Genomic DNA, 25,569 nt, shown 5'->3' with positions numbered 1-25,569 from the left:
CAAGCCCGACATCTTTCCCACACCGCATGGTTTCCCCACGCGATGCGTCTGACTCGCGATGGCATTGAGAAACCAGAAAAGGACGTCAGGAATCTTCCCTGAGACGGGGTCGGCGGGTTAGCGTATGCGGACTGAAATCACGTCCCGCTCCTCGCGAATCCCTGCACATGAATTCTGACGAAAACCCATCTTTGACCAGCGACTCGCCACGATTCGACGCCGATGATTTGGGCACGCCCGATTCAGTGGAATCGAATCTCACCGCCCAGTCAGACGTCTATGAAGACGTTCCGGACGACGAAACTGCGGGCGAAGCTGCCGCCGCAGCAGAGTCGACCACCGAGACAATGACAGCTGAGATGCTGAACGAAGATGTTTCGGACTTGGCCGACGATGTGGAAGAACTCTCCGACGAAGTCAACCAATTCGCGGTTTCAGCGGTTGCGGCAACCGACGCACCCGTGGAATCCGACGACCAGGATCTGTCGCCGGAGTTGTTGGCGCTGCAACAGCCCTTCGTCGGACGATGGAACGGCTTGGTCAGCACGACCAACTGGGAAAAGGGACGCATCATCAGCCAATGGCGAGCGGCCCTGATCGAAGCCGGAGCTCCCTCGACGGAATATTCCGACGAAGCTTGGGCCTCACGGGTGGGAGGTGTCACGGCACCCCACGTGGGCCGTTTGCGTCGTGTTTTCGATCGCTTTGCCGAGGATCAACCCAAGTACGAAGGGCTGTACTGGTCGCATTTCTTGGCCGCACTGGACTGGGACGACGCCGCCCTTTGGTTGCAAGGAGCCGTCGAGGAGAAGTGGTCGGTTTCCAACATGCGAGACAAACGTTGGAAGGCCAACGGAGAATTGGAATCGCAGCGCCCGACCGCCAGCCAGGTGATGGACGTCGATCTGGATGAGGACCAACCGGAAATGAGCGATGCGGATTTGGGAACCGCTCCCGCACAAGGCGACGACACGACGCGAGATTACGACGGCGACACCGACGGCGTTCAGGGACCGACTTACGAAGGGCCTGATTTCGGCGAGGAAGAAGAGCTGAACAAACTCGGTGATTCAGGGCGTGAAGAAGGGGAGGCTGGTTTGGCGACCGAAACGCCTCCGTCACCTTTGCAACCGTTCGCAGGTTTGCCAGAATTGCCGGACGACCTCAGCGACGTCGTGGAACAACTGAAGTTGTCGATCCTGCGGCACAAGTCCGCTGGGTTCAATGACGTGTCGCCAGACGTGATTCGCCGCTATCTCGAAGCGGTTGCACTCTTGATTGAATCGTAGCCATCGAAACGACTTCCCAAACCGCCATCGAAACAGCTGCTCATTCCGTTGCCCCTGACTTCGCGTCGGGGCAGCGGATTTTAGTTGGAATCTGCACCTACAACGAAGCCGCCAACGTCAAACCAATGTTGGCCAAGATCCGTGAGGCGCTGCCCCACGCCGTGTGTTTGGTGGTCGACGATGATTCACCCGACGGCACCGCCGAGATCGCACGACGGTACGCGGAGGAAACCGCTGCCGGCGACAGGATCCAGGTGAAGGTCCGCCAGGACGAACGCGGATTGGGCGGTGCGATTCGCGCGGCGATGCAAGCCGCGATCGATGGCAATTTCGATTTGTTCTGCAACATGGACGCGGATCTCAGTCACGATCCCGCGGATTTGCCTCGGTTGGTGGCGACCTGCGTGAAGGAGAACGCGGACGTGGTGGTCGGCTCGCGTTATGCCCAAGGCGGGGCGATCGTCGGCTGGCCGTGGCGTCGCAAGGTGATGAGCGGGCTGATCAACGCGTTCACGCGAATGCTGTTGCGATTGCCGGTTCGCGATGCAAGTGGTTCGTACCGCTGTTATCGGGTGAGTTGTTTGGCCGGATTGGATCCGCCTCGCAATCCCAGCGACGGGTACGCGTTCATTCAAGAGGTCTTGTTGCGGCTGCATCGCGACGGGGCCAAGTGCGTGGAAGTTCCGATCACGTTCACCGAACGCGTTCACGGGACCAGCAAACTGAATTTGCGAGAAGCGGTTCGAAGCAGTTGGACCGTGTTTCGGTTGTTGGCGGTCCGCTAAGACGCGTTGGGACGCTGTGGCCGGAGTCTCCAAGTGCCGTCGCTGGATTCACCAAGCATTCGGTTCGGAAACAAACGGCAGCCAACCCAGTCCGAATTCTGGCGAATCCGGCGACGACTTGGTCGGAAGCGGAATGCATCGGCTCAGCTCCCGCTTGCAACGACCGCTTGCGCCGCCCGGCGACCGTGGTCAAAGGCTTCTTCGAACAAGGCGACGCCGCTGAGATCCGAGGCGGCGAAGTGGATGTTGCCAATCGGTTGGCTGGCCGATTTGAGTTGCGGGTTGGAACGGCTGCCAACGGTGGGCTGGATCATCGCGTGCCCCCAAACCATGATGTCCAACGTCTCGATGCGTTGGCGAATGTCGGGGTGCATGATTTCGAGATCGCTGCACACGACCTCGGCGGCCTCGTCCCACGTCAGGTTCAGAAGTTCGGTTCGAGTCAACGCTGCGTTGTCACCGGTCAGGGCTTGGTACCACGTGATCACGGTGCCACCATGATCGCTTCCAGTTTGATGGCCGGCGTTGACGTAACCCAAAGACGTTGATTGATAGCGAACGTTGTCCCAGCACATCCAAGAATGGGTTTCTTTGGGGCGATCCTTCAGCACGATGTTGGCGACCAACCAGCTGCCATACTGAAACGATCGAGCCTGATGGATTCGTTCTTGCTTGGTGTCGCCTAAAGAGTCCTCTAGCAAACGACAGGCAATGAACTGTGGGACGGCAAGAATCACGGACTCGGCGGTGATCCTGGTCGACTGTTGCGTTGGCGTGTCGAGGACATGTAGCGTTTGGGTGCCTGGTTCGTCTTCATTCATCGAAAGAACTGCGCGGTTCGTTTCGATGCGATCCCCGATACGTTGTGCCAGCTGGTCGACCAAGAACCCATTGCCTTCGGGCCACGTTAGCACCGGCGCGGAATCAGTCGATTGCGATGCATCGATCAACCGCGCGGCGAAGTAGAAAATCCCGGCCCAAGCACTCGTCTGATCGGCTCGCAGCCCATAGTCGTCGCGGCAAGAGTGATCGACCAGCCAGAGTAAACAGGGGGAATCAAATTCGCGATCTCGCATCCATTGTTGCATCGAGATTTGATCGAGTGAAAGCGGTTCAGGATCTTCCGTCCCACGCGAGGTCGGCAAAGCGAACCAAGGTTTGCCGTCATTGCCAGTTCGCAATGCAAACTCGGAGATCTCAGTTTGAAAGCGTTCGATCTGCGCGACATCCTCGGGGGTCGCGTCTCGCATGGGAAGCAATCCAGATTGCCAGCGGCCGTCTGCCCAGACGCGTTCTTCGGGATCGCGGCAGAGCATGTGTTCGGCGGCGGCACCGTGTTCATCGAGCACGCCACAGTCACGCAAGAATGCCTGCAGTGGTTCGTTGCCCGGGCCCGGCAGTGGTAAGTAATGGGCTCCCCAAGGGGCACGCAACGAACCGAACGATTCGGATGTGTACTGGGTGCTTCGCGAAGTGCCGCCGGGCGATGATTCCAATTCCAAAACGAGGAAGTCATCCACACCTGACTGGAGAAGCTCGTAGCCGGCAGCCAGACCGGCGACTCCGCCACCGACGATGACACAGGATACGCGGCGCCGCGGTGCATCCGAGGAGTCCGTGAATCGCTCCGAGGTTGGGACTCGCAACCGATGCCCGATCTCTCGGTTGGGCGACAGGAAGGCACCGGCAAATGGAAGTGCACCCGACCAACGGGAGGAAAGCGAATCGCAGCCCACACAGGCGAGGGATCCGACACCGAGCACCGAAGACAGCAAATCCCGCCGGGTGTAGCGAAGTCTTCGGGGCTGCGCATTCATCCGAACGCTCCGCTGGTCTGAAGGAGGTAACCGACGTAGCCGCAGTACAACACAATCATCAGCATGCCTTCCCAGCGAACGATGGTTCGTCCGGTCCGATACAGGACCCAACTGAGCATGGCTGCGATCACCATCAGCGGCATATCGAGACCCATGATTTCAGGAGCGACATTCAGGCCGCTCGGAGCAATCACGGAGGTGATGCCAAGCACCGCGACGATGTTGAGCGTGGTGCTGCCAACGGCGTTGCCGATGGCGATCCCGCGTTCGCCTTTGATGGTGGCAGCAACGGATGTGACCAGTTCGGGGAGCGAGGTGCCAGCGGAAACGATCGTCAATCCGATCACCAGTTCAGACACACCCAGAATACGTGCCATGGAAACGGCCCCGTCAACAAACAACTCGCATCCAAAGACCAAGGCAGCGACGCCGGCACTGAGCAAAACCAATTGCCAGAGAATCACCGCAACACGTCGGCCCAGTGATTCGGTTGCTTCTTTCAATGGGTCTGGCAACTCGAGATCATCAGGGATTGCGTCTTCCCCCGCCAGCTTGCCGAGCCGGTATGAAATCGCGAAGTAGGCGATCATGATCAGGATCAATCCGATTCCATCCCAACGGCTGATGATTCCGTTCCACGAAGCAAGCATCATGGCGATGGTTGCCGCGATCATCACCGGCACATCAAAGCGTGTGATTTGTTTGTCGACCGGCAAGGGAGCAAAGAGCGCGCTGAAGCCGACGATCATCAGCATGTTGAACAGATTGCTGCCGACGACGTTGCCAATGGTGATATCGGCTTGGCCTCGAAGTGCCGTGGCGAAGGAAACGGCCATCTCAGGGGCGCTGGTGCCGAGCGAAACCACGGTCAGACCCACAAACAGCGGGCTGAGTTTGGCAGCGATGGCCAATCGGGAGGCGCCGCGGACGACCCATTCCCCTCCGACCAAGAGTAGGAGGACGCCGCCGAGAATTTGTAGTGCGATGATGCCATTCATGCGGCTGAAAATAGACAAGCGTGCCGTCTCGCAAAAGGAGACGACACGCTTGAATGTTGGTTCGGTGATCCAGGCGGCTCAATCAGACGACGATTGAGCGGTCGGTTCCGATGGCAGATCAGTGGTGGCCGCGGTGACCACGACCGTGTCCACCGTGGTGCAGATCATAGTGGCCAGGTTGGTAGTGGTAATGGTTGCGGTGAGGAACCAGCGCGGGGGCGTGATAGTCATAGTGAGGACGGGTGTACCCACGGTATCCGGCCGAATAGCGGCTTGGATAAACGACGGGGCCGAACGCTTGGTGTCCTCGATTGTAGTGGCTGCCGTAATGGCTTCCATAACGACTTCCGTAGCGGTTCACGCCGTAGTTGCCGTAACTCAGCCCGCCAGTACCAATGCTGAGCGAGAAGCCTTGGGCGCTCGCTTCTGGGGCGTCTGCCATGAAGGTGGCTGCGACAGCGAGAACAGGGACGGCGATCCATTTGGTCAATTGAGACATTGTTTTTTTCTCCGTAGATAACTTGTTCCGCCGCGTGATGCCTCCTCGACATCGGTTCACAAGTCGCGTGAAACTCATTTCAACGGATAACAAAAGCAACCCTGGGGCCAAACGATGCCAAAACGTCACAGAAAGCGTCTTTTGGCGGAAAACGCGTGTTTTCCGCGAAGGAAATCAGGAGAGGGCTCTCAGTCGCCAGCAGACGACCCGACTGGAGTGTCGTCGAAATGATTGCAGTCAGCGTGCAATTTGAGACGCTGTCTCTCCCTGGTGGGGGGGGCTAGCGGCCGAGCCAAGGCATTGCGTCAGCGCTCATGCGATTTCGAACCGGTCCTGGCAAGGGTTGCTGGTAGCTCGGCGGCCGGCTGCCCTGATCGTTCGGGCCGATGTCGGTCAGGGGGTACGGGTCATGCACAATCGCGTTGGCTTGCTGTTCGTTCATCGTTCCTGGCGCGGGCAAGAAACCACGGCCGCGACAGCCAGCGGACAGGCTGGTGAGCAGAATCAGCGTGGACACGCCGGCGAACGAGCATACGCGCAGGGAGGAGGTGCGCATCGGATCGGTCCTGACAAATACGAGAGACACGGATTGGGAGGGCGGCGTTGCTGGGGAGGGGGTGGAAGAGCAAGCTGCCGGCGAGTCGGATCATTGAATGAGGCGACCCTACAGCAATTCATCGAACGATCGCGATCCCGCCTGGATGGCTTCCTGTGGGCCCGACCGAAAAGCCGGGGTAGCGGGTCGGGTTGCTCCGGTCGATTCGGGTTGAACCGTTGATGCGAATGGCTCGATGCAGTTGGGATGTTGCTGCGTGGATGTCTTAGAAAGAAAAGTAACGCAACCAGTTTCGGAAACCTTGACCGGGGACGTAGGCGACTGGTTGGCCCCAAAGTCCAGGACCCACCTGAACGGCATTGGCGCCTTGTCCAAAGTCAATCAATGCACCCGCGGGGCCAGCATTCAGCGTGGTGGATGCGACGGGAGGGACGGTGGATCCGACAGGATAAGCGGTGGCCGGGATGGCCGCGGGAGCAGCGATTTGAGCGGGGGGAGCGATGTAGCCGACCGGAGCAACACCACCGGGAGCAGCACACCCTTGCCCGTATCCGTAGCCGGAATAGGGACTCATCGCCGAGTATTCACTTGGAGCCGAGATCAAGGCGCAGTTGCTCATCGTTGCGTAGCCACCGTTGCTCAGTTGAGGTGGTGGCACGGGAGCGTAGTCCGAGGGTGGTGGACCGATTCGATTGGGAGCGAAGGTGGGATTCCCACCCAGGACATCGTTGGGAACCGCAGTGGGAGCTGGCAGAGACCGACCTTGCGTTGGGACACCGCCAGTTGGCGCAGACATTCCCGAGGGAGGCGAAGGGACGGGTGCCGAACTGCCAAAGCCTGGTTGTGAATTGCCAACACTGGGCGGCACGCCAAACGATGGTTGCGATTGAACGGGCTGGGAACCGGCTGGTGGCGTGAAGGTTTGTGGGCCGCCGATGTCGCCGGGAAGATCAAAACCGCCCGACTGCATGGCGACTTGGCGCACATTGGGATCGTAGACCGGCGTCTGAGGCGAACGGAAGGAGGTTGGTCTCACCACCGTGTTCTGTGAGGCGCGTTGCCGGCGAGCCGTCTCGGTTTGGTCGACGGCACTGGGGGACCCGATCGGCCGGAAAGGCAACGCTTGTTGGGCGCGAGCGGATTCGGACGAAACCAGCGTCCATACACCGACCAACACAAACAAGGTCCCAAAGAGTGGAGGAGCGTGCTGAGGTTGAAAAACGTTGTTGAGAAGTCGGATCATGGTATCCCGTCTGTAAAAGCGTGATCTTGTTGGGGGTATCAATCTGTGGTGGACTGGATCAAGATCAATTCCATGACACGCAGGGGACCGATGTTGTTTGTCAAACCGTCACCACAAGAAGTGCTGGCGTCGCGAGGCGAGGTTAGCGCCACGTCCTTGGAGCGTCGCAACCGGGATGCCAATCGGCCCAATTCGGTGTTCGTGGAACTGGAACCTGTCGAACGTCACCCAGGCCGGTCGCCCCAAATGACGCGGGTGCTGACTTTGTTGCTGGCGTCGTCGGAGTGTTCGCTGCACTGCAGCATGTGTGATTTATGGCGGAACACGCTGGATCAGCCGACTCCGCCAACAGCCCTGCCCAATCAAATTCGGTTTGGTTTGCGAGAGTGGCGAGAGCAGACCGGACATGAATCCGGAGGCACAATCAAGCTGTACAACAGCGGGAATTTCTTCGATCCTCGCACCACGCCGTCGACAGACGATGACACGATTGCGAAGCTTTGCGAGCCCTTTGATCGAGTGGTGGTGGAGAACCATCCATTGATTGGCACACGACGCCTGTATGAATTCGCGAAACGTTTGCGCGGGAAACTGGAAATCGCTGTGGGGCTGGAATGCATCGCGCCGCGGATGTTGGATCGATTGAACAAACGACTTCGCCCGGGGCAATTTTTTCAATTTGCACAACACTTGAAAGACGCCTCCATTGATTTGCGTGTGTTCCTGATCCATGGACTGCCGTGGTTGGCTCCCGCGGAAGCGTACGCATGGACCATCTTGTCGGCGCGATTCGCGGCCGCAGCGGGAGCACGTCACATCAGTGTGTTGCCCTGTCGAACCGGCAACGGTTTCATGGACCGCTTGGCTCGCGAGGGCCGTTTTCATCCGCCGACTCGAAAGGAGATGCAGACGGTCATGAATGCTCTCGAAAACGATTCTCGTTTCGATCATGGTCCGGTGTTGACTTTGGACACTTGGGGGATGGCTCCGGAGTTGCCTGAGTCTGCCAATCAAGATTCGGGTGAATCGCCAACTGCTGGAACGCAAGATGTCTGACTCTCCCGCGAATTATGATGTCGCGATTTTGGGTGGTGGCTTTTCTGGTGGGCTGCTGGCTTGGGTTTTGGCCTCGCGTGGCGTCCGTGTGTTGCTGATCGAGCGGGAGCGTTTCGGGCGTTTTGCGATCGGTGAATCCAGCACCCCGATGGCCGACTTGGTCTTGCGCCAGCTTGCCGATCAATACGGCATGCCCGAGCTGCGAGCGTTGTCGACGTATCCGACTTGGAAGGACGCGTTTCCGAATTTGCGTTGTGGAAAGAAGCGAGGTTTCAGCTACTACCACCACGGTGACGCGTCGTCGCCCAGTGATGCGGGGCGTGAGTTTCATGATCGCAATGAAACGTTGGAAAACGATTGCGGAAATAGTTTGTTGGTCACGGCAAGTCCGAGCGACACTTGGTCTGACACGCAGTGGCTGAGAAGTGACTTGGACTCCTTCTTCATCGAGCGAGCCGTTCGTGCGGGGGCTGATTGCCGTGAGCGAACCGAGGTGGTCGACGCGACGCTGGGCGAACCCATTCAGCTGACGCTGTGTGATCGATCGGGGGACCGAACCAGCGGGAAGACGCAGAGCCTCTCGGCGCAATGGTTGGTCAACGCTTCGGGGCGGTTTGGTGTGTTGCCAGACTCATTGTCCCAGTCGATCGGGGTGCGTCGCGTTGATGAGCGATTGCAGACGAGCACGCGGAGTGTCTTTGCACACTTTCGCGGGGTTGGATCTTGGACGGAGGAACTGCGTAGGACCAGCCAGTTGCGTGAGGACGAGCCGTTTGATCCCGATGATGCGGCGCAGCACCATTTGACCACGGAAGGGTGGATGTGGATGTTGCGGATGGATCACGGCGTCACCAGTGTCGGTTGGACTCAGCCAACGGGGGCGAGTTCCGGCGAGGTTGTGTCGGGGACGCGTGACTCAACGAGTTGGCGACGGTATCCCAGCCTGCAAACACTGATGCGAGGGGCGACGTTTTGCGAAGCGACGCCCCATTGGATTTCAGTGGACCGAGTCCAGCGGATGCAGTTGCCAGTGAGGAATCGGAATTACGTCACGATGCCCACGGCGGTGGCGACGATTGATCCGCTGCACAGCACAGGGATTGCGCATGGATTGATCGGCGTGGCCAGGTTGGCGGACGCCTTGCTGAGCGAGTCATCGCGACGACGTGAGTTGCTCGATCGCTATGCGACCACGGTCGAACGCGAGGTGCTGCAGATCGATGCTTTGGTTTCGATGTGCTATCAAAGTCTGTCAACGATGTCGCGTTTTGAAGCCGTTTCGATGCTGTACTTTGCCTCCGCGATTGCCTCGGAGGAGTTTTTGGCATCCGGTGGCAACGTTCATTCCACTTTGTGGCTGTGCGACGACGAACCGTTTTGTCAGTTGATCGCGGCGACACAGTGTCAGCTAGCGAACGATGTCTTGGACGCGGAATTGTGGCGATGGTTGCAACCTCGTCTGCAACCGTTCCAGAACGCTGGGTTGCTGGATCCTCGAGTTCGTGGTCGGTATCGGTACACCGGCGAAGCGAAACGTTAGTTGAAGAACAGTGTTTCCTCTTGTTCGATTTCGATGAGGTGGGCGTTTTGGGTGGCCCGGCAAAGGTCGAGAAGCTTTTGAGTTTGTCGAAGCAGTGTGATCCACTCGACGGTTTCGCCTCTCGAGGCCGCTTCTTCGATTTGTTTTGCGGAGTCGACGATGGGGGTCAGGTAGCTGGCATCCGCGATGACGGACAGATCCCTGGCTAGGTCTCGCAGGTCGGTCACGTTTTGCGCGTCCATGGCTTCCGCGATGCGTTCGATTTGCTGACCGATTTTGAGTGCCGTCTGCTTGGGAACGGCAAACGCAATTCCGGTGGAGGTTGGCACACCGAGCGAGCTCTCTTTGACGTCAGCTTCGATTTTGGTGAGGAAATGCTTCACCAATTGGGCATCGAATTGCTTGCCTGCGCACCGTCGAAGTTCGATCGCGGCGAACGAGTGTGGGCGGCCTCGGCGATAGGCATGATCGGAAACGATGGAGTCGTAGGTGTCGGCAATGGTGAGGATTCGAGCTTCGATTGGAAGTTCGTCCAGTTTCAGGTGATGCGCCACTTCCCCCCGGTCGCTGATCGCATGATGAGCGCGGATGATACGTTCGAGTTCCGGGCAATGGAACGTGCCAGCGACCATGTCGAGCCCGATGGTGTTGTGACGCCGCATGATCTTCCATTCGTCGTCCGTCAGCGGTCCGGGTTTGTGCAGGACATCATCCGGAACACCGATTTTTCCAATGTCGTGTAGCAACGCGGCAATTTCCAGGACGTAAATGTCCCGTTGGCAAACGAGACCATCGGCGGCTTGAACACAGAGGTTGGCCACTCGTCGACTGTGTTCTGCCGTCGATGGATCGCGATAGGCCAACGCCGAAACCAATGCCGTCACGGCATGGAACGGGAGACTGACCAAATCGGGGTCAGCAACATCATCTGGCTGAGGGGCTTCTTCGCCGAGAACGTCCACGCGATCAGGATCAAACGGGACGGATTGATTCCGGCCGCCGCGTTTGGCGACGTAGAGGCAGTTGTCGGCTTGGTTGATCAGCGATTGCACATCGGTGGCACCAAATTGGAGCTCACTGACACCCAGAGAAGCGGTCAATCGGAGTGATTCCGGATCGTCCAGGCGAATGTTCATGATCGCCAATCGAGTCCGCTCGGATTGTTCCATTGCTTCGTCGAGATCGTGCCCCGGCAACATCACGCAGAACTCTTCGCCCCCGTAACGGCAGACGACTTGGTTTTCTTCGTGAAGGTCGCGCAGAACCTTGGAGACTTTCCGCAGCACATCGTCGCCGGTGTGGTGACCGTAGGTGTCATTGACGCTTTTGAAGTGGTCAATGTCGACCATGAAGCAGGACAGGGGACGTCCTGCGCTGCGATAGTCAACGAGCATGGTTTCCATGCGTTCAAAGAATGCACGGCGATTGAGACAGCCTGTCAATGCGTCTCGCGTTGCGAGAATTTCGAGTTCTTGATTCTTCTTTTGAATTTCGTCTTTGCTCAAACGCAACATCGAAAGCATGTTCTCGAGTTCGAGACGATGCTTCTCCACGTGGGTGACATCCTGGAAGGTGACCAGGGCTCCCTTTCGCGTTTCGTCTTCACCGATCGGTCCGGCGTTGACGCTGAAGACACGGTGCACCCCATCCCGACCGGTCAGGCGAAGAATTTCCCCGACCACGGATTTGCGTTGGCTGATGGCTTCCGTCCAGGGCAATTCAATGTCGGCGTCTTTGTCGTCGGTGTTGAAGACCCAGGGCAAATCAGCGGCCAAACGTTTTTGTAGTTCTTCGGGTTCAAAGCCGTTGGTACTCAGGAAGTTGTCATTGGCCAAGATGATCTTGCCATCTTTGTCGAGAACCAGGAGACCTTCGGCAAGGGTGTCGAGTGCTTGACGGACGCGTTCTGGAACCACTTGCGTTTTTGAAAACACGCCCAGGATTCGCATCATCAGGAACGAGTACGATCCCATGCCGATCACAGCGAAGAAGATCAGCAGACGCAGGATGCCTTGGTCCAGCAGGTTTCCGAACAGACCTGTGGCATTGGTTTTGAAAGTGAATTCCAGGGTGCCCCATGTCCGGTCTTGGACCGTGATTGGGATATCCAACCGGATGATTTCGCCATCCAGTTCGGCCGTGGCATCGCGCGAAACCGGTTCACTGGGTTCGACCCACGAAGGAACTACTTCGGTGGTTTCGGGGGCATCTGATAGGAACAGGACAGAGTCATGTGCGGTAGCGTCGACAGGCGGCGACTTGGCCACGTTCACGTCTTTTGGGGCAGCGGCGGTCGCTGTTCTTTTCCAACAAAGACGGTGATGTCTGGTGGCGGCTTGAAGGGTTCCGCTCTCGGTTCGCAGGCCTCCGGAAAGCAAGGCGTCATTTTGACGGACCAGAGCTTCCAGGGTCGTGTTCAGTTTGGACCAGCGGTGTTGCCGAATGTCGTCGATGGAGGCGATTGCAACCGTTTCGCAGAATTTTCGGCGCGCAGTTTCCTCGGCCAGCCGTGAATCGGGGATGAACCCGAGCCACTGAGCTCCGAGGATGAGACCCAATCCGACGCACACAAGTGCGAAGGCGAGTCGAAGCGATGCGAAAACGGCCTGGAACAAAAAGGAGATCGATCGAAGGAGGGATGGTTGACGTCAAATTCCCAACTGCACCGCCGCATGCAGGCGACGAAGCACGGTCCGTCGACCGTGGAAAAACAGTGAGGGAATTCCCTTTGGATAAGTCTTCGCCATGAAACGTGTCACACCGGTGATGAGTGGTGATCAACTGTACTGGCGTGAAAAAGTTTTGACGTTGCTAACGATTTGGCCGGGTAACCGGATTGATCGCTTGGTAACAACTGCTCGGAAGGTGCTAAGCAGGTCGGATGGAATGATCGGGCACAACGATGTGAGCCGTTTGGGCGTTCGCCCCGGTTGCGAGTGAAAACCGTGGCTAACGCCAACGGCTCACATACCCGATGACACCTGCGTATCAGCTTAGTCGAGCATTTCTTCCACTTCGTCCTGGGCGGCTCCGTCGGCGCCGCGGTAGGCGGACAACAAGGATGCTGGGTCGAGCATTCGCCAACTGGGGATGCCTGCGTACATGGTCGCAATGAACATCCCGCCGCGAAGAGCCCAAAGGACATAGCCAATCGAGGCCAGCCCCAAAGTGGTTCCAACGGCACCGACGTGAATGTCTTCGTTGTCGTAGGTTTCGTTGATGCGAACGGAACCATTGTCGGACAGGTGCCACGTCAGCAACGTGTCGAGGTCGGTCTCGCCAACCAGGTCGTCGAGCAGTGCGTCGCCGCCTGCCATGATGTCGTAATGAAACGATGAATTGCCGAATCCGAATCGTTGAGCCAAGCGACTCGATTGATTGGCGGAAGCAAGAACCCCTTGGCTGCGATTGTCGTTGGAATTGCCAGTGGATTCGTCGCCAGAATCGGACCCGTTTCCATCTCCGGCTTGGTTGTCCGGGGTCTGGCGTCCTGATCGCGTCGCGTCGTTGGAATTCGAACCGGTGTTGCCGATCGATCCGACTGTGTTGGCAGAACCATCTGAGTTTCCGTCACCGTCTGATGGGTTGGATTCATCGGCACTGCTGTCTCCATTGTTGCCGCTGTCTCCGCTGCCATCTCCTGTCCCGGTGGATCCACCGGAATCTCCATCGCCACCGCTGTTTCCACTGGATCCGGTGCCGGTGTTTCCACCCATGACATCAATCGTGACGGTGGCTGTGTTGCTGGTCAGGGAGCCGTCGTCGGCTTGGTACTGGAACGAATCGGTGCCGAAGAATCCAGAATGGGGTGTGTAGGTGACATTTCCGTTCAGGTCGACGCTCAGTGAGCCGTTGTTCGGATGAACGACGATCACGATTCGCAGTGGATCCGAGTCAACATCGACATCATTGGCGAGCAACGAAGGGCTGTTCAACAGTTTGGCCTGCCCCAGTGTGGTGCTGTACGTTCCGTCATTGAGTGCGACCGGTGCCTCGTTGACGTCAACGATTTGGATGGTGAACGCTTGGTCGACAAACGATCCATCGTCGGAGATGCTGCGAACGACAATGGTGTGTGAAGCTTGGCTCTCAAAATCCAGCGAAGCTCCCGCCGCAACCGTGACCACACCAGCATCGAAATCAACCTCAAATCGTCCGTTGGCGTCTTGGAACATGACGTGATGAATGTCACTGAGAGTGGAGTCGGGGTCAGTGGCTCCCACTGTGATGCCGACCGCGATGCCTGCTCCGCTGTTTTCGTCGACTAGGTTCACACTGCCATCGAGGTCACCCATCCCAATGACGTCGAATTCGTTCACGTCGTTGATCGCGATCGCAAACGATTCGGTGTAGGTGGCTCCGAAAACGTCGGTGACTTGCACCTCGATGGAGTGACTCGTGGCGTTTTCGTAATCCAAGTTGGAGCCATCACGGACGCGAATGTTTCCGCTGGCGTCGACTTCGAAACGAGTGGATGCGTCATCGGTCAGCGTGTAGGTGAATGAGTCACCGGCGTCTTTGTCGATGGGGGTGACGGTGCCGACGATCGTGCCATTGGTGGCATTTTCATCGACCGACATCCCGGATTCGATCAGGTCGACGGGGTTGTCATTGGATCCTTCGATCGTGATCGTGATCTGTTGCGTCGACTCGGAACCCTCCGCATCGACCATCGTGTAACTGAAAATGTCTTGCAGCGTGTCGGCGGCGGTGCGGAGTGCTTCCACGTCGGAGTTGCCATTGTCGACGGTGTAGGTGTAGCTGCCGTCGCTGAGGATGCGGATGGTGCCAAATTGGCCCGCGAGATCCGTGTTCGTGGTGCCGTTGACCGGGATTGCATCGCCGGCGATCACGCCGGTGACGCTCTTGGTATCGCTGTCATCGGGGTCGGTGTCGTTGTTGAGCACGTTGCCGGTCGGATTCGATCCGAGGATCGCATTGGCGTCTCCTCCGGCCTCGGTCGCGGTGGCGAAATCAGCCGCCGCGTTGGGGCCGTCGTTGGTGCCGGTGATCGTGATCGTGATGGCTTCTGAATCGCTGAGCGGAATGCCATCGTCGTCAGTGACACTGACGGTGTAGGTCAAAATCAGCACATCGCCAGTGTTCAGGAAGTCAAACGCTTCACCACTGCTGTCGAAATCCCAGTTCATCGTGGCAGAAGAGTGGACGCCGTCGATGACCGTGGTTGGGGTTGCGGTCAGGAAGTTCTGCAACGTCGCGTTGTCAAGCGTGGCCGGAAGGCTGGCGGCACCGCTGCCTGACGGGATCACCGAATCCACCGTCGCCATCACAACGTCGGACATGTCGAGATCGGTGACGGTCAACGTCCCGTTGGCTGTGAGCGCCGAATCGGTTTCTGTCAGGTTGGCTGTCGCGGGACCGTCGGTGATGACCGGAGCGTCGTTGGTGCCGTTGATGGTGATGGAGACTTCTTGTGTGTCCGTCGCACCTTCGCTGTCGGTGACTTCGATCGTGTAGGTCAGCGTGACCGATTCACCAACGGCGAGGTAGTCGAACGCTTCTCCAGCGGAATCGAAGTCCCATGTCAGTTGATTCGAGGTCTCGGTGTTCTCGACGACGGAACTGGTTGATGTCAGCATCGCCAGCAACTCCGTATTGTCGGATTGCAGCCCGGTGGTGGTGCCACTCAGGACAAATCCGGTGACAGCAGCGTCCACCGTGTCGGTCAGGTTGACATCGGAAACGGTGAGTGTGCCAGAAGAGACGAGCGTGGTGTCAGTTTCCGAGAGCGTGTCAGAAGCACTGTCACCCGCCTCGATTGAAATCACCGGCGCATTGTTGGCACCGTTGATGGTGATCACAACGTTTTGCTGGGTCGTTCCACCGTCGTTGTCTTCGACCGTGATGGTGTAGGTCAACACGACGGATTCGCCTTGGCCAAGATGGCTGAAGGTTTCTATTCCTGAGTCGAAGTCCCAGGTCAATGGGCCGCTGTCGGACGTGCCGTCCAAAACGTTTGCTGTGGAATTGAGCATGGTCAGAAGGTCGGCATTGTTTGACACCATGCCGGACGTGGCCCCGGTTGCAACGACGTCGGTGACCGACGACGAAACGATATTGGTCAAGTCGACGTCGGAAACAGTGAGTGTTCCCGAAGCGGTCAAGGTGCTCCCGTTTTCTGTTTGTTCATCGGAGTCGCTGTCTCCCATTTCCACGGAGAGAATCGGATCATCGTTGGTTCCGGTGACAGTGATTGTGACCGTGGCCTGCGAGGTGGCTCCAGCGCTGTCTGTGGCTTCGTAGACGAAGGTGATGTCGCGGGTTTCGCCCTCCGCCAGATCCTGGAAGTCGCTTCCAGGGCTGAACGTGTAGGTCCCGTCGATGTTCACAACCGCGGTGCCTTCGCTGGGGCCGGTGATCAGCGAGAATTGGTGTGAATCGCCGGGGTCGCTGTCCGTGACCGTCAGGGTGCCGCCCACTGCGATGCCGTCTTCGACTGCGTTGTTGGTGGCGTTGTTGGCCACCGGGGCATCATTGACCGATGCGACCGAGACACTGAGGGTGACATCGACAAATTCGCCTCGAGGATCGGTTGCGCGAACCACAATCTCAGCGTCACCCGATCGGTTTTCGACATAATCCAACGTCAATGAATCGAGACTGTTGTCCAGATGAATGTCAGAGAACAACCCTGCATTGCTGACGCTTTGAACCGTGTATGTCAGTTCGCCGTCACTGTGTTGTAAATCAGAGAAAGCGGCGGCCAAGTCGATGACTTCATCGGCCGCATCTTCGTCGACATTGACGTCGGCCAGTGTTCCGGTCGGAGCTGTGTTCAGGAAAACGCCCGCTTCGCCGGCTAGGTCGTCGAACTCAGTGTAAACCGTGAAGCCAACGGAATCGCCAACGAGTGAGACGGCGGCACCCCATCCGGTGCGAGTGCCGTAAGTCACCAAGTCGGTGAAGTCGCCACCGGTTGTGTTGCCAGTGACATCGATGACGAGGGTGCCTGAGATCAGTTGCATGTCACCGCCGACGTTGAGTTGTTGGTAGGATCCTGTTGAGGGAGCTGCCAAATGAACGACTGCGCCGTTCTGCACGACAAGATCATCAGTCACACTGCCGCCACCGACGATGGTTCCGCCGTTGACAAGCAATCCGTCCACCGTGTCGACGTTGAACCCGGCAAGATCCAGTGTTCCCGAGTTGACCTGCAACAATTGGATGGTTTGAGCGTTGCCGAAGTCATTCAAGAGGGAAGCGATGCCGGACGCCTTGTCAATTGTCACGGTCCCGTCGGTCAAGTCCTCTCCGCCGATCGTTTGATCGCCAGTTCCATCGAGAATGATGCCGAAGTCGCCCGTGACGGAGGTTTCGGTGCTGTTGACGTTGCCGGCGACGTGCAGGTCACCGCCCGAACTGATGCCCGTCATGCTGGAAATCAGCAAGTCACCGTCGATGTCCAGGTCGCTGGACAGAGTGAACTCGGCATTGGAGACGAACTCCACATCACCCAGCGTGATGCCGGCTGTATCCAGTTGAAGACCCGATCCACTGAAGCTCGTCTTGACCGAAGCCAAGTCAACCGAGCCTGTCGTGTGCGTCAGCGAACCCTGGAAGGTGATGTCATCGTCAAACGTCAGGGTTCCGCCGGACTTGTTGATATCGACATTGCGGAGCATGCTCGCACCGCTGTCGGTGGTCACGGTTTGATCTCCGCTGCCATCGATCAGGAACACTGCATCCCCGGTCCAACCGGAATCAGAGGCATGGATGTCGCCGCTGACCAACAGACGCCCATCGTCCCAAAAACCATTCGTGAAGGATGACAAACGGGTCAGGGTTAGATCACCGTCGATATCGAAGTCGCCAACGATCGAGATCGACCCGCCGGTATCAACCACAACCGAAGCAAACGTGATTCCCTCCGCGTCGATCGTCCGTGACGAATTGCCGGTCAAGTAGAGTGTTTGACCATTGAAATCCACTGTGCCACTGGTGTAGGTGATCTTTTGATACACATCGAGCGAGTCGGCGATTGTGACGGTGCCGGCGGAAGCGAATTCGATCGAGCCGACCAACGAGGAGATGTCAACGTTTTGGTCGCCCGTGCCATCGAGCACCCAGTCCGATAGGCCCACGTTGCTAGTCGAGGCGGAGACATCGACGTTGCCGCCAAAGTTCAAGGTGGAACCGTAGACATCCAAGCCGATCGTTGACACAAAGTCTCCGTCGATGTCCAGCGTGAAGCCATCGGTGTTGAGAGTGCCGGTTCCGCTCAAGGTCGCATCCTCTGTCACGTTCAATGCGCGAGCAAGCAACAGGTCGCCGGAATAGTCCGCTGTCACGATGATTTGTGAGATGGATCCCGCAAACGCCGCATCGACCGTCGCGTCTTTGATGCTGGTGGCGTTGAAAACCACGATGTCTTCGGGGCCGGGGACCAAGTCATGGTCCCAGTTGGCCGCATCCGTCCAGTCGTTGGTGGATCCACCGCCGTCCCAGACAAAGGTGGTCTGGCCAGGTGTGACGGTGATCGCGACCGTGGTCGAGTCGGTCAGACTGCCATCGTCGACCAGCACGGCCAACGTCGCCGAACCGCTGTAACCCACCTGCGAGTCATAGGTCAGGCCGTCGAGTGCCGCGTCGATATCGGCGATGCTGCCGCTGAACTGCAACGTACCGTCGCTGCCGTCACCGTCGGTCACGGTCAGGCCAGTGGTTTGAACCAGAGCGATGGACGCGTGGTCCGCCGTCAACGTGACGGTCAGGTTGTCTCCGTCGATGTCGTCGGTGTCGATCAGTCCGGCACCGGCGTTGTCGAAGGTAAGCGATCCACCTTCGGCAACGGTGGCTGTGGCGGGAGCAGTGACTTCCGGAGCATCGTTGACGTTGGACACATTCACGTCGAACGCGACATCGGTGTATTCACCGCGTGCGTCGGTGGCTCGGACGGTGATTTGGTAGGTGCCGTTTTGGTCGGCAGCGTAATCCAGTGTCAGCGTGCCGGTGCCGTTGTCGATGGTGGCTGAGTCGAGCAATGTGGGGCTGGTGTAGCCAACAAGGCTGTAGGTCAATTCGTTGTCGGCATGTTCGAGATCGCTGAAGGCGGCGTCCAGATCGATGACCGTGTCGGGGGCGTCTTCGTTGACGTTGACGTCCGCGATTGCTCCGGTGGGGTTGGAGTTCAAGAAAATATGAACCGCGCCGGTTGGCGAGTTGTATTCGTCGTAGGCGGTGAAGCCGACGGAATCGTTGAGCAGCGTGATGTCGGTCCAGATACCAGCCAATGAGCTGGACGTGAACAAGTCATTCAGGTAGCCGCCGGTGGTCACACCGGTGAGATCCAATTGCAGTTCGCTGTCGGCGCTGATGGTGAGGTCGCCGCCGACCGCGATCGTATCGTGGACGCTGGTGGAGCTAGCAGCGAGACGAACGATGGCTCCATTTTGGACCGTCAGATTGTTGTTGATCGAACCACTTCCGATCAGTGTGGCAGCATCGACGGTCACGTTGCCGGTCGTCGTGATCGATTGACCGTTCAGGTCCAGCGTGCCGCTGGTCACGAGAATGTCTTGGTTGGTTCCATCAAGTACCAAGGCATCGGCCAGGATCACCGACCCGGATGCTTTGCTGATCGTGATATCGCCGCCGGCCAAGTCGTCGCCAGAGATCGTTTGATCGCCGGTACCGACGAGAGTCAGCGTCGCGTCGCCACCGACAACCGTGTCGTTGGAGGTGACGTTCCCCGAGACCCGGATGTCGCCCACGTTGAGGTTGGCAACTCGTTCGATCGTCAGGTCACCGCCGACGTTCAGGACGCCAGAGATATTCTTGTTGTTGCTGGAATCAATGATCACGTCATCGAAGTTGATCGAGCTGGCACTGATCGTGCCGGAGTTGTTGCCAAACGTGATTGTGTGGGCGACGTCAGCTACCGTTCCCGCAGTGTGAGTGAGGCTGGCGGAAATGGTCAGGTCGGTGCCGAAGGTGAACGTGCCAGACGCTTTGTTGATTGTCAGTTGTTCCACTTTTGCTCCGGCCACACCTGCGGAAATCATTTGATTTCCGGTGCCGTCGGCAACAATCATCGTGGTGCCGCTGTAGGACGCATCGCTGAAGACCATGTCGCCGGCGACGGTGATTTGGCCACCGTTGAGCGTGCCTGCATTGAGGAACGTGAAGTCACCATCGACATCCAGCGTACCGACGATCCCTCGCGTTCCAGACACGGTGCTGTTGAGAATCACGTTGTCGAACGTAGCGGATCCCGCGGTGATGGTCGTGTTGTGGCCTTGGAACTCGACCGTGTTGCCGTTCGCGTTGAAGCCACCAGATGCGTGGGTGAAGTCGCCGCCCAGTTCGATGTCGTCGAGCAACTGAACGGTGCCGGATGCCTTGTTGATTTCCAAGTTACCAAGTTCACCGGTTCCGCCGCCGGTCGAGATCTGCTGATCACCCGTTCCATCAAGAGTCAGCAAGCTGGTGCCGGAGATCGCATCATCCGTTGTGATGACGTTGCCCGATGCGAGGATGCCAGCTCCGTTGATCGTCGCGGCGTTGGTGTAGGTCAGGTCGCCGTCGATGTCCAATCCGCCGCTGATCGTGATGGTTCCGGTCGCGTTGTTGAATTCGAAGTCGTCGAACGTCAATCCAACCGCGTCAATGAGTTGGTTGCCCGTTCCGTCCAAGCTGACTTCGTATCCGTTCAAGTCGACATCGCCTGACGAGTGAGCGAGGTCACCCGATACGCTCAGGTCGCTTGCAAAAGTGATGGTGGCACCGGAGACCAGATCGACGGAACCGATCGTTCGCGAGGTTTCGATCGTTTGCGCGTCCGTCGAATCGAATGTCCAGGTGCCGCTGAAGTTGTTCGCGCCACCGGTTTGGGTGTAGTCGCCGCCAAAGAACAGGTCGCCGCCACCACTGCGAAGGTCGGTCACGGTAAAGTCACCGTCGACGTCGAGTGTCGCTCCGTTGGCGTTCCAGGTTGTGCCCAGGAAGCTCATGTCGCCGGTCACATTGAGGTCAACCGCCTGCGTGATGGTGTTGGTGTAATCCGCGGTCACGTTGATTTGAGAGATCGCACCTGCAAACGACGCGTCAACGGTCGATGCTTTTGTGCTGGTTGCGTCGAACACCACAATGTCGTCGGCTTCGGGAACCAGGTCATGGTCCCAGTTATCCGCGTCGGTCCAGTCGTTGGTCGTTCCGCCGCCGTCCCAAACGAAAACGGTTTGCCCAGGCGTAACCGTGATTGCAACGGTGGTCGAATCGGTCAGTGATCCGTCGTCGACCAAGACGACCAGGGACGCACTGCCGTTGTAGCCGGCTTGGGAGTCGTAATCCAAACCGTACAACGCCGAGTCGATATCGGCCGTGCTGCCGCTGAACTGCAGTGTTCCATCGCTGCCATCGCCGTCAATCACGGTCAGCCCGGTGGTTTGCGACAGAGCGATTGCGGCGTGGTCGGCGGTCACGGTGACAGTTAAGTTGTCACCGTCCACATCGGAGGTGTCGAGGATGCCGGCGCCAGCGATGTCGAATGTCAGCGAACCGCCTTCGGCGACGGTTGCGGTGGTGGGGCTCGTCACCGCGGGGGCGTCATTGACATCTGTGACGGTAAGGTACGCGTACTTGGTTCCATCGCTGATGGACGTGGATCCGCCGGTGGAATTGGAGTTGATTCTGTCGCCGGCCGAACCGGACGTTTGGTCCCACGCTCGGACGCTGATCCAGACTTCTTCTCCGGTTTCTCCGTTGGGGACGTATCGGACGAGGTCTTCGGCTCGCAACAACAATGCACTGCTGGGACTGATGGTACCAAAGTCGACCCACGAGCCAGTGCCATCGAGCTGGTATTGCCAGGTTCCCGAAGAAGTGCTGTGAGCTCGAATGGCGATGCCTTCGACCGCACCGGAGTCGGGATCGGTGATTCGGTTCCCTCCCGCACTGGCGATGATGGATGCGACTGTGTCACCCGCGTTGTTGAAATCGTCTTCGGTGATCGTCGTCAGCGTGGTGGATCCGCCGGTATCAAAGGTTGGGGCATCGTTCACCGGGGTGATGGTGATGGCGACGTTGTTGGTGTCGGTCAATCCGCCATCGTCGGTTGCGAGAACCGTCAGGGTATCGCTGCCGTTGTAGTTCGCGTTGCCTTGGTAGGCGAGCGATGCCAGGGTGTTGTTGATTTCATCCTGTGTGCCGGAAATGGTCAGCGTTGCTGAATCATTGGCTCCCGAAGAGATCGTGGCGGAACCGTCCAAGGTGATGTTGAGTGTCCCGTTGCTGACCGAAAGAACGACGGAAGTCACATTGGTGTCCGCATCGCCGACTGACAGCCCGTTGATGGAATGCGAAATGTCTTCGGTGGCCGTTTGTGGTCCGGGGAGGCTCAGCAGCGGAGCCACATTGACGCCGAATTCGTTTCCAAATTCAGAGGTGCCGCTTCCCGCCAGAGTTGCGGTCGCAACAATCGAGTTGGTGTCGACGACGCCGCTGACGGTGAGGGTTCCGTTGTAGTTCCCATTGGCATCGGTGGTCAGGAAACCAAGGTAGGTTTCTCCTTCTCCGTCACCATCGGACAAGAAGAACTCGACTCGTGCGCCGGCAAAGTCCGTGTCATTCGCAGCAGCACCCACGTACCCGGACAGCGACAAATCCGTTCCGTCCAGGTTGGCATCGGTGATGATCGGATGATCGATGCCATCGTTGGCTTGGTCGGTGTCCAGGATGCCGTCATTGACATCCGTGTCAGCATTGGCGATTCCTGGGCCGGTGTTGTTGTAGACCGAGTTCATCGAGATGACAGCATTCTCAGCTTCATCGAAGGTGGATCCATCGCCTCGAACGACGATCGCGTTGGTGTTGTCGTGAACGATGTTGTAGCGAATGGTTTCGTCAACGGATCCATAACCAGCCACGATGGCACCGTAGCCGGTTGTGCTACGAACCGTGTTGTTTTCCACGATCATGCCGGTTCGCGGGCCATAGAACGTGCCGATTCCGAAACCGCCTGTCACGCCGTCGATCAGGTTTCCGGTGACCAGCATGTTGTCGCTATACGCGCTAATCCCGAATTGAAACTCACCGTCGAGTTCATTGCCAGAGACGAGGGCGTTGGTGGAATCGGAAACTCCCAAAGCGGTGATCATGCCAGTGCCGGCGTAGCCGAAGTAATTGTCCGTGACGATGGCATTCTCTGAACCGCTGAAGGAGACCAAGTTGCCGGCGGTTCCGGTAACTCCGTAGGCGGTTCCGTCTGCGGACGTACCGATCAACGAGTCCGCCAAGACGCCGTCGTCGCCACTGAAGTACACCAGAGCACTGGTGGTGGTTCCGTTGGAGGTTTTGCGGATCGCAACGTCACGCAGTTCCGCATCATCGCCTTCGAAGACTAGGACGCGGGAGGCGGTGGAAATTCCGACGATTTCGAGTTCGGTTCGGTCGAATTGTGCGAGGGTGACGTCATCGCCGGTCCCCAAGATCCCGTCTGCTCCCAAGCCCACGGTTCCGCCGGTACCGATTTGTCCGGCGTTGGAATCGAGCACGGTCGTTCCGTCCGCGGACGAATAGGCGGTTCCGTCGAGGATCGTTTGCATGTCTTCGATCGTGGAAAGTACCGATGTCAATTGGATGGTCCACCAGTCGTTTCCGCTGCCGTCGGTCGTGTTCGTGGCCACTCCTGGCACGAATCGCATCTCATTGCCGCCGCTGATTGCGTTGGCGTTGTCGATGAATTGGCGCAGGCTGCCTTGGCCAGAATCGTTGACATTCGTAACCGTGTTGAAACTGAAACCAGAATCAATGTCCGCGACGTCCGCACCGCTGACGGTCACGCGAGTCACATGTTGAGCGGTCAGCAGTGAAGCCGAGTTGTCATCGGTTCCCGCGTCTCGACCACCGAATAACGAACCGTCCGAACTTAGGAACCCGGTCCCGAGGGCGGCACCCGCGACGCCATAGGTTTGCTCCGCTTGCACATCGTTGCTGTCATATCCGGTGTTGTATCCGGCGTCTGCATTGATGGTGCTGGAGTCGACGATGACGAAGTAGGTGTCGTCGATCAAGCTGGTGAACGAGTAGAACCCGCCTGCGTCGGTCGTGGTGGATGCGTAAAACGTATCTCCCGCCGACATCACTCCGTCGTCGTCCGCGTCTTGGTACAGGTAGACCTTGGCGCCGAACACACCGACGGCATCGCTCAGCACGGAATCACCGTTGACGTCTTCCAGGATGTTGCCTTCCACGCGGTACGCGTCATCGACGTCGATCGTCATGGTGTTTGGCGTGGTGTCCGTGTTCACACCGCCGTCGCTGGTTCCACCATCGTCACGGACGCTGAAGGTGAATTCGTCATAAGCGTCTTGGGATTCACCTGCGACTGGCTGGAACTTGAATTGGCCCGCTTCGATTTGCGTCTTGGTGATCACTTGATTGACCGAAATCGCTTCGCCTGCATCGATCACGCCGTCGCTGTCAGCGTCCAGGTACAACGTGCCAACCGCTGCCAATGAGTCAACAACGACGGATTCGAAGCCATCGCCATCGACATCGCTGTAGCCGAAATCACTCGCGTCGAAAACAAGATTTTGATCGCGAAGCGTGGTGACGGTGTTGTCGCTGCCGCTGGGAGCGTCGTTCACTTCGGTGACCGTGATCCGGGCGACGGCGACTTCGTCACTGAATGCGGTGGAGTCGCCAGTGGTGGTGCTGCTGACCTTGGTCCCGGCGGTCGATCCGTCGGTTTGGTCCCAGGCGACAAAGGTCAAGTTGCTCTGTTCACCGGCGACTTCGTCGGGGATGAAGCGGAGCAGGTCGTCGGATCCGAGGACCAGCGAATTGGATGCACTGACCGTGCCCACATTGTTCCAGAAAGAACCGGCGTTGGTCGAAAATTCCCAGTGGCCGTTGCTAGCACTGATTGCTCGGATCGCGATGCCTTCGGAGGCACCCATGTCGGCGTCAGTGATTCCGGTACCGGCGTTGCTGGCCAGAATCGAGGCGACGGTTTGGCCGCCGTTGGTGGTGTCGTCTTCGTTGATGGACGTCAGCGTGTACAGGTAGGTGTCGTCCAGAACCGGCGCGTCGTTGACATTGTTGACGGTGATGTCGGCGGTCTCTGTGGCGGTTGAGAACGCGGTGGCTCCGCCGTTCGTGCTGGTGTTTTGCATCGAACCGTTGCTGCCGAGCGTCCGATCCCAAGCGCGGAACGTGATCGCGTCAGTGACCGTTCCAGCAAAGTCAGTGTCCGCTTCGAAGTAAATCCGTGTGGCGCTATTGGCGTTCAATACGCGAGCGGAAACGTCGCTGACGCTACCCAACGCGTTCCAAGTCGAACCGCTGTTGACGGTGTACCACCACGTTCCATTGGTTGTGTCGGCATCGGTGACGGCGATTCCGATTTGTGAACTGGCATCCACATCAGCGACGTTTCCACCCAGCGAGACGATGTCGGTGATGACCGTGCCGACCTCGCCAACGGGTGCGCCGGACTCTTCAGTTTGGGCGGACAGGCTGAGGTCGCCGCTGTTGTCGAGCACCGGCGCATCGTTGAGATCGCTGACGACGATGGACGCCGATTCGGTGTTGCTGCTGAACGCGGTTTCGCCACCCGTGGCGGCGATGTTGTGGTGCGTGCCTGCGGTTCCCGCGGTTTGGTCCCAGCCGCGGAATCCGATACTGGCCGTTGTTCCCTGCTCGCCATTGGGGTTGAATCGAACCAGGTCCGTGGATTGCAGCAGCAGTGCGTTTGAGTTGCTGACGTTGCCAATGTCGGTCCAGTCGGTGCCGCCGTTGGTAGAGTATTCCCAAGTCCCATTGCCG

General features: G+C 58.2%; 11 protein-coding genes (1 of these 11 running past the window's edge). 4 read left to right on the top strand and 7 right to left on the bottom strand.

Translation table 11 applies throughout. The features are described from left to right. Positions 1 to 167 precede the first annotated feature (167 nt). Both RISK_RS26025 and RISK_RS26020 read left to right on the top strand, forming a co-directional pair. A complete protein-coding gene (locus tag RISK_RS26025; RefSeq protein WP_047817252.1) occupies positions 168 to 1,289 on the top strand; it encodes a hypothetical protein in 1,122 nt (373 codons plus the stop codon). A 77-nt stretch (positions 1,290 to 1,366) separates the two neighbouring features. Then, on the top strand, positions 1,367 to 2,074 hold the full coding sequence (locus RISK_RS26020; RefSeq protein WP_150122707.1) for a polyprenol monophosphomannose synthase: 708 nt from the start codon (positions 1,367 to 1,369) through the stop codon (positions 2,072 to 2,074). A gap of 143 nt (positions 2,075 to 2,217) precedes the next feature. On the opposite strand, the gene RISK_RS26015 is transcribed toward RISK_RS26020, so the two are convergent. The 5 genes from RISK_RS26015 to RISK_RS25995 form a co-directional block, all read right to left on the bottom strand. Next, complete coding sequence (locus tag RISK_RS26015; RefSeq protein ID WP_047817250.1) at positions 2,218 to 3,891, bottom strand: FAD-dependent oxidoreductase; 1,674 nt, start codon at positions 3,889 to 3,891, stop codon at positions 2,218 to 2,220. Beyond that, the gene (locus RISK_RS26010) at positions 3,888 to 4,889 is read right to left on the bottom strand and encodes a calcium/sodium antiporter (protein ID WP_047817249.1); all 1,002 of its coding nucleotides are present in this window, start codon (positions 4,887 to 4,889) and stop codon (positions 3,888 to 3,890) included. Before RISK_RS26010 ends, RISK_RS26015 begins: the two co-directional genes overlap by 4 nt. Positions 4,890 to 5,007: 118 nt before the next feature. Continuing rightward, positions 5,008 to 5,388, bottom strand: a complete 381-nt coding sequence (locus RISK_RS26005) for a hypothetical protein (protein WP_047817273.1) — start codon at positions 5,386 to 5,388, stop codon at positions 5,008 to 5,010. A gap of 280 nt (positions 5,389 to 5,668) precedes the next feature. Then, complete coding sequence (locus tag RISK_RS26000) at positions 5,669 to 5,905, bottom strand: hypothetical protein (RefSeq protein WP_047817272.1); 237 nt, start codon at positions 5,903 to 5,905, stop codon at positions 5,669 to 5,671. 304 nt (positions 5,906 to 6,209) lie between these two features. Further along, positions 6,210 to 7,187: a hypothetical protein gene (locus RISK_RS25995; RefSeq protein ID WP_047817248.1), complete on the bottom strand. Its 978-nt coding sequence runs from the start codon at positions 7,185 to 7,187 to the stop codon at positions 6,210 to 6,212. A gap of 90 nt (positions 7,188 to 7,277) precedes the next feature. Here RISK_RS25995 and RISK_RS25990 point away from each other — a divergent pair, with 90 nt between their 5' ends. Both RISK_RS25990 and RISK_RS25985 read left to right on the top strand, forming a co-directional pair. Then, positions 7,278 to 8,243, top strand: coding sequence for a Fe-S oxidoreductase (locus RISK_RS25990; protein ID WP_236696720.1), 966 nt, complete (start codon positions 7,278 to 7,280; stop codon positions 8,241 to 8,243). Next, positions 8,236 to 9,783 (top strand): NAD(P)/FAD-dependent oxidoreductase, encoded by a 1,548-nt coding sequence (locus RISK_RS25985; RefSeq protein ID WP_047817271.1) that lies wholly within the window; start codon positions 8,236 to 8,238, stop codon positions 9,781 to 9,783. The genes RISK_RS25990 and RISK_RS25985 overlap by 8 nt, the downstream gene beginning before the upstream one ends. Here RISK_RS25985 and RISK_RS25980 read toward each other — a convergent pair. Both RISK_RS25980 and RISK_RS25970 read right to left on the bottom strand, forming a co-directional pair. Continuing rightward, positions 9,780 to 12,398, bottom strand: a complete 2,619-nt coding sequence (locus RISK_RS25980; protein WP_047817246.1) for a diguanylate cyclase — start codon at positions 12,396 to 12,398, stop codon at positions 9,780 to 9,782. The genes RISK_RS25985 and RISK_RS25980 overlap by 4 nt on opposite strands. 378 nt (positions 12,399 to 12,776) lie before the next feature. Beyond that, on the bottom strand, positions 12,777 to 25,569 hold the 3' end of the coding sequence (locus tag RISK_RS25970) for a LamG-like jellyroll fold domain-containing protein (RefSeq protein WP_047817244.1). Its footprint extends 15,227 nt past the window's final position; the window shows 12,793 of its 28,020 coding nt (coding positions 15,228-28,020); its start codon lies beyond the right edge, outside the window; the stop codon is at positions 12,777 to 12,779.

The sequence above is a fragment of the Rhodopirellula islandica genome (assembly GCF_001027925.1).
Lineage (GTDB): Bacteria > Planctomycetota > Planctomycetia > Pirellulales > Pirellulaceae > Rhodopirellula > Rhodopirellula islandica.
Note: the sequence above shows the minus strand (reverse complement) of the source record. Positions and strands in the feature narration are given on the sequence as shown.

What these genes read in the sequence shown, in the direction of transcription:
- RISK_RS26015 (WP_047817250.1), bottom strand. Translation starts at nt 3,891, where the DNA reads ATGAATGCGCAGCCCCGAAGACTTCGCTACACCCGGCGGGATTTGCTG.
- RISK_RS26010 (WP_047817249.1), bottom strand. Translation starts at nt 4,889, where the DNA reads ATGAATGGCATCATCGCACTACAAATTCTCGGCGGCGTCCTCCTACTC.
- RISK_RS25995 (WP_047817248.1), bottom strand. Translation starts at nt 7,187, where the DNA reads ATGATCCGACTTCTCAACAACGTTTTTCAACCTCAGCACGCTCCTCCA.
- RISK_RS26005 (WP_047817273.1), bottom strand. Translation starts at nt 5,388, where the DNA reads ATGTCTCAATTGACCAAATGGATCGCCGTCCCTGTTCTCGCTGTCGCA.
- RISK_RS26025 (WP_047817252.1), top strand. Translation starts at nt 168, where the DNA reads ATGAATTCTGACGAAAACCCATCTTTGACCAGCGACTCGCCACGATTC.
- RISK_RS25985 (WP_047817271.1), top strand. Translation starts at nt 8,236, where the DNA reads ATGTCTGACTCTCCCGCGAATTATGATGTCGCGATTTTGGGTGGTGGC.
- RISK_RS25990 (WP_236696720.1), top strand. Translation starts at nt 7,278, where the DNA reads ATGTTGTTTGTCAAACCGTCACCACAAGAAGTGCTGGCGTCGCGAGGC.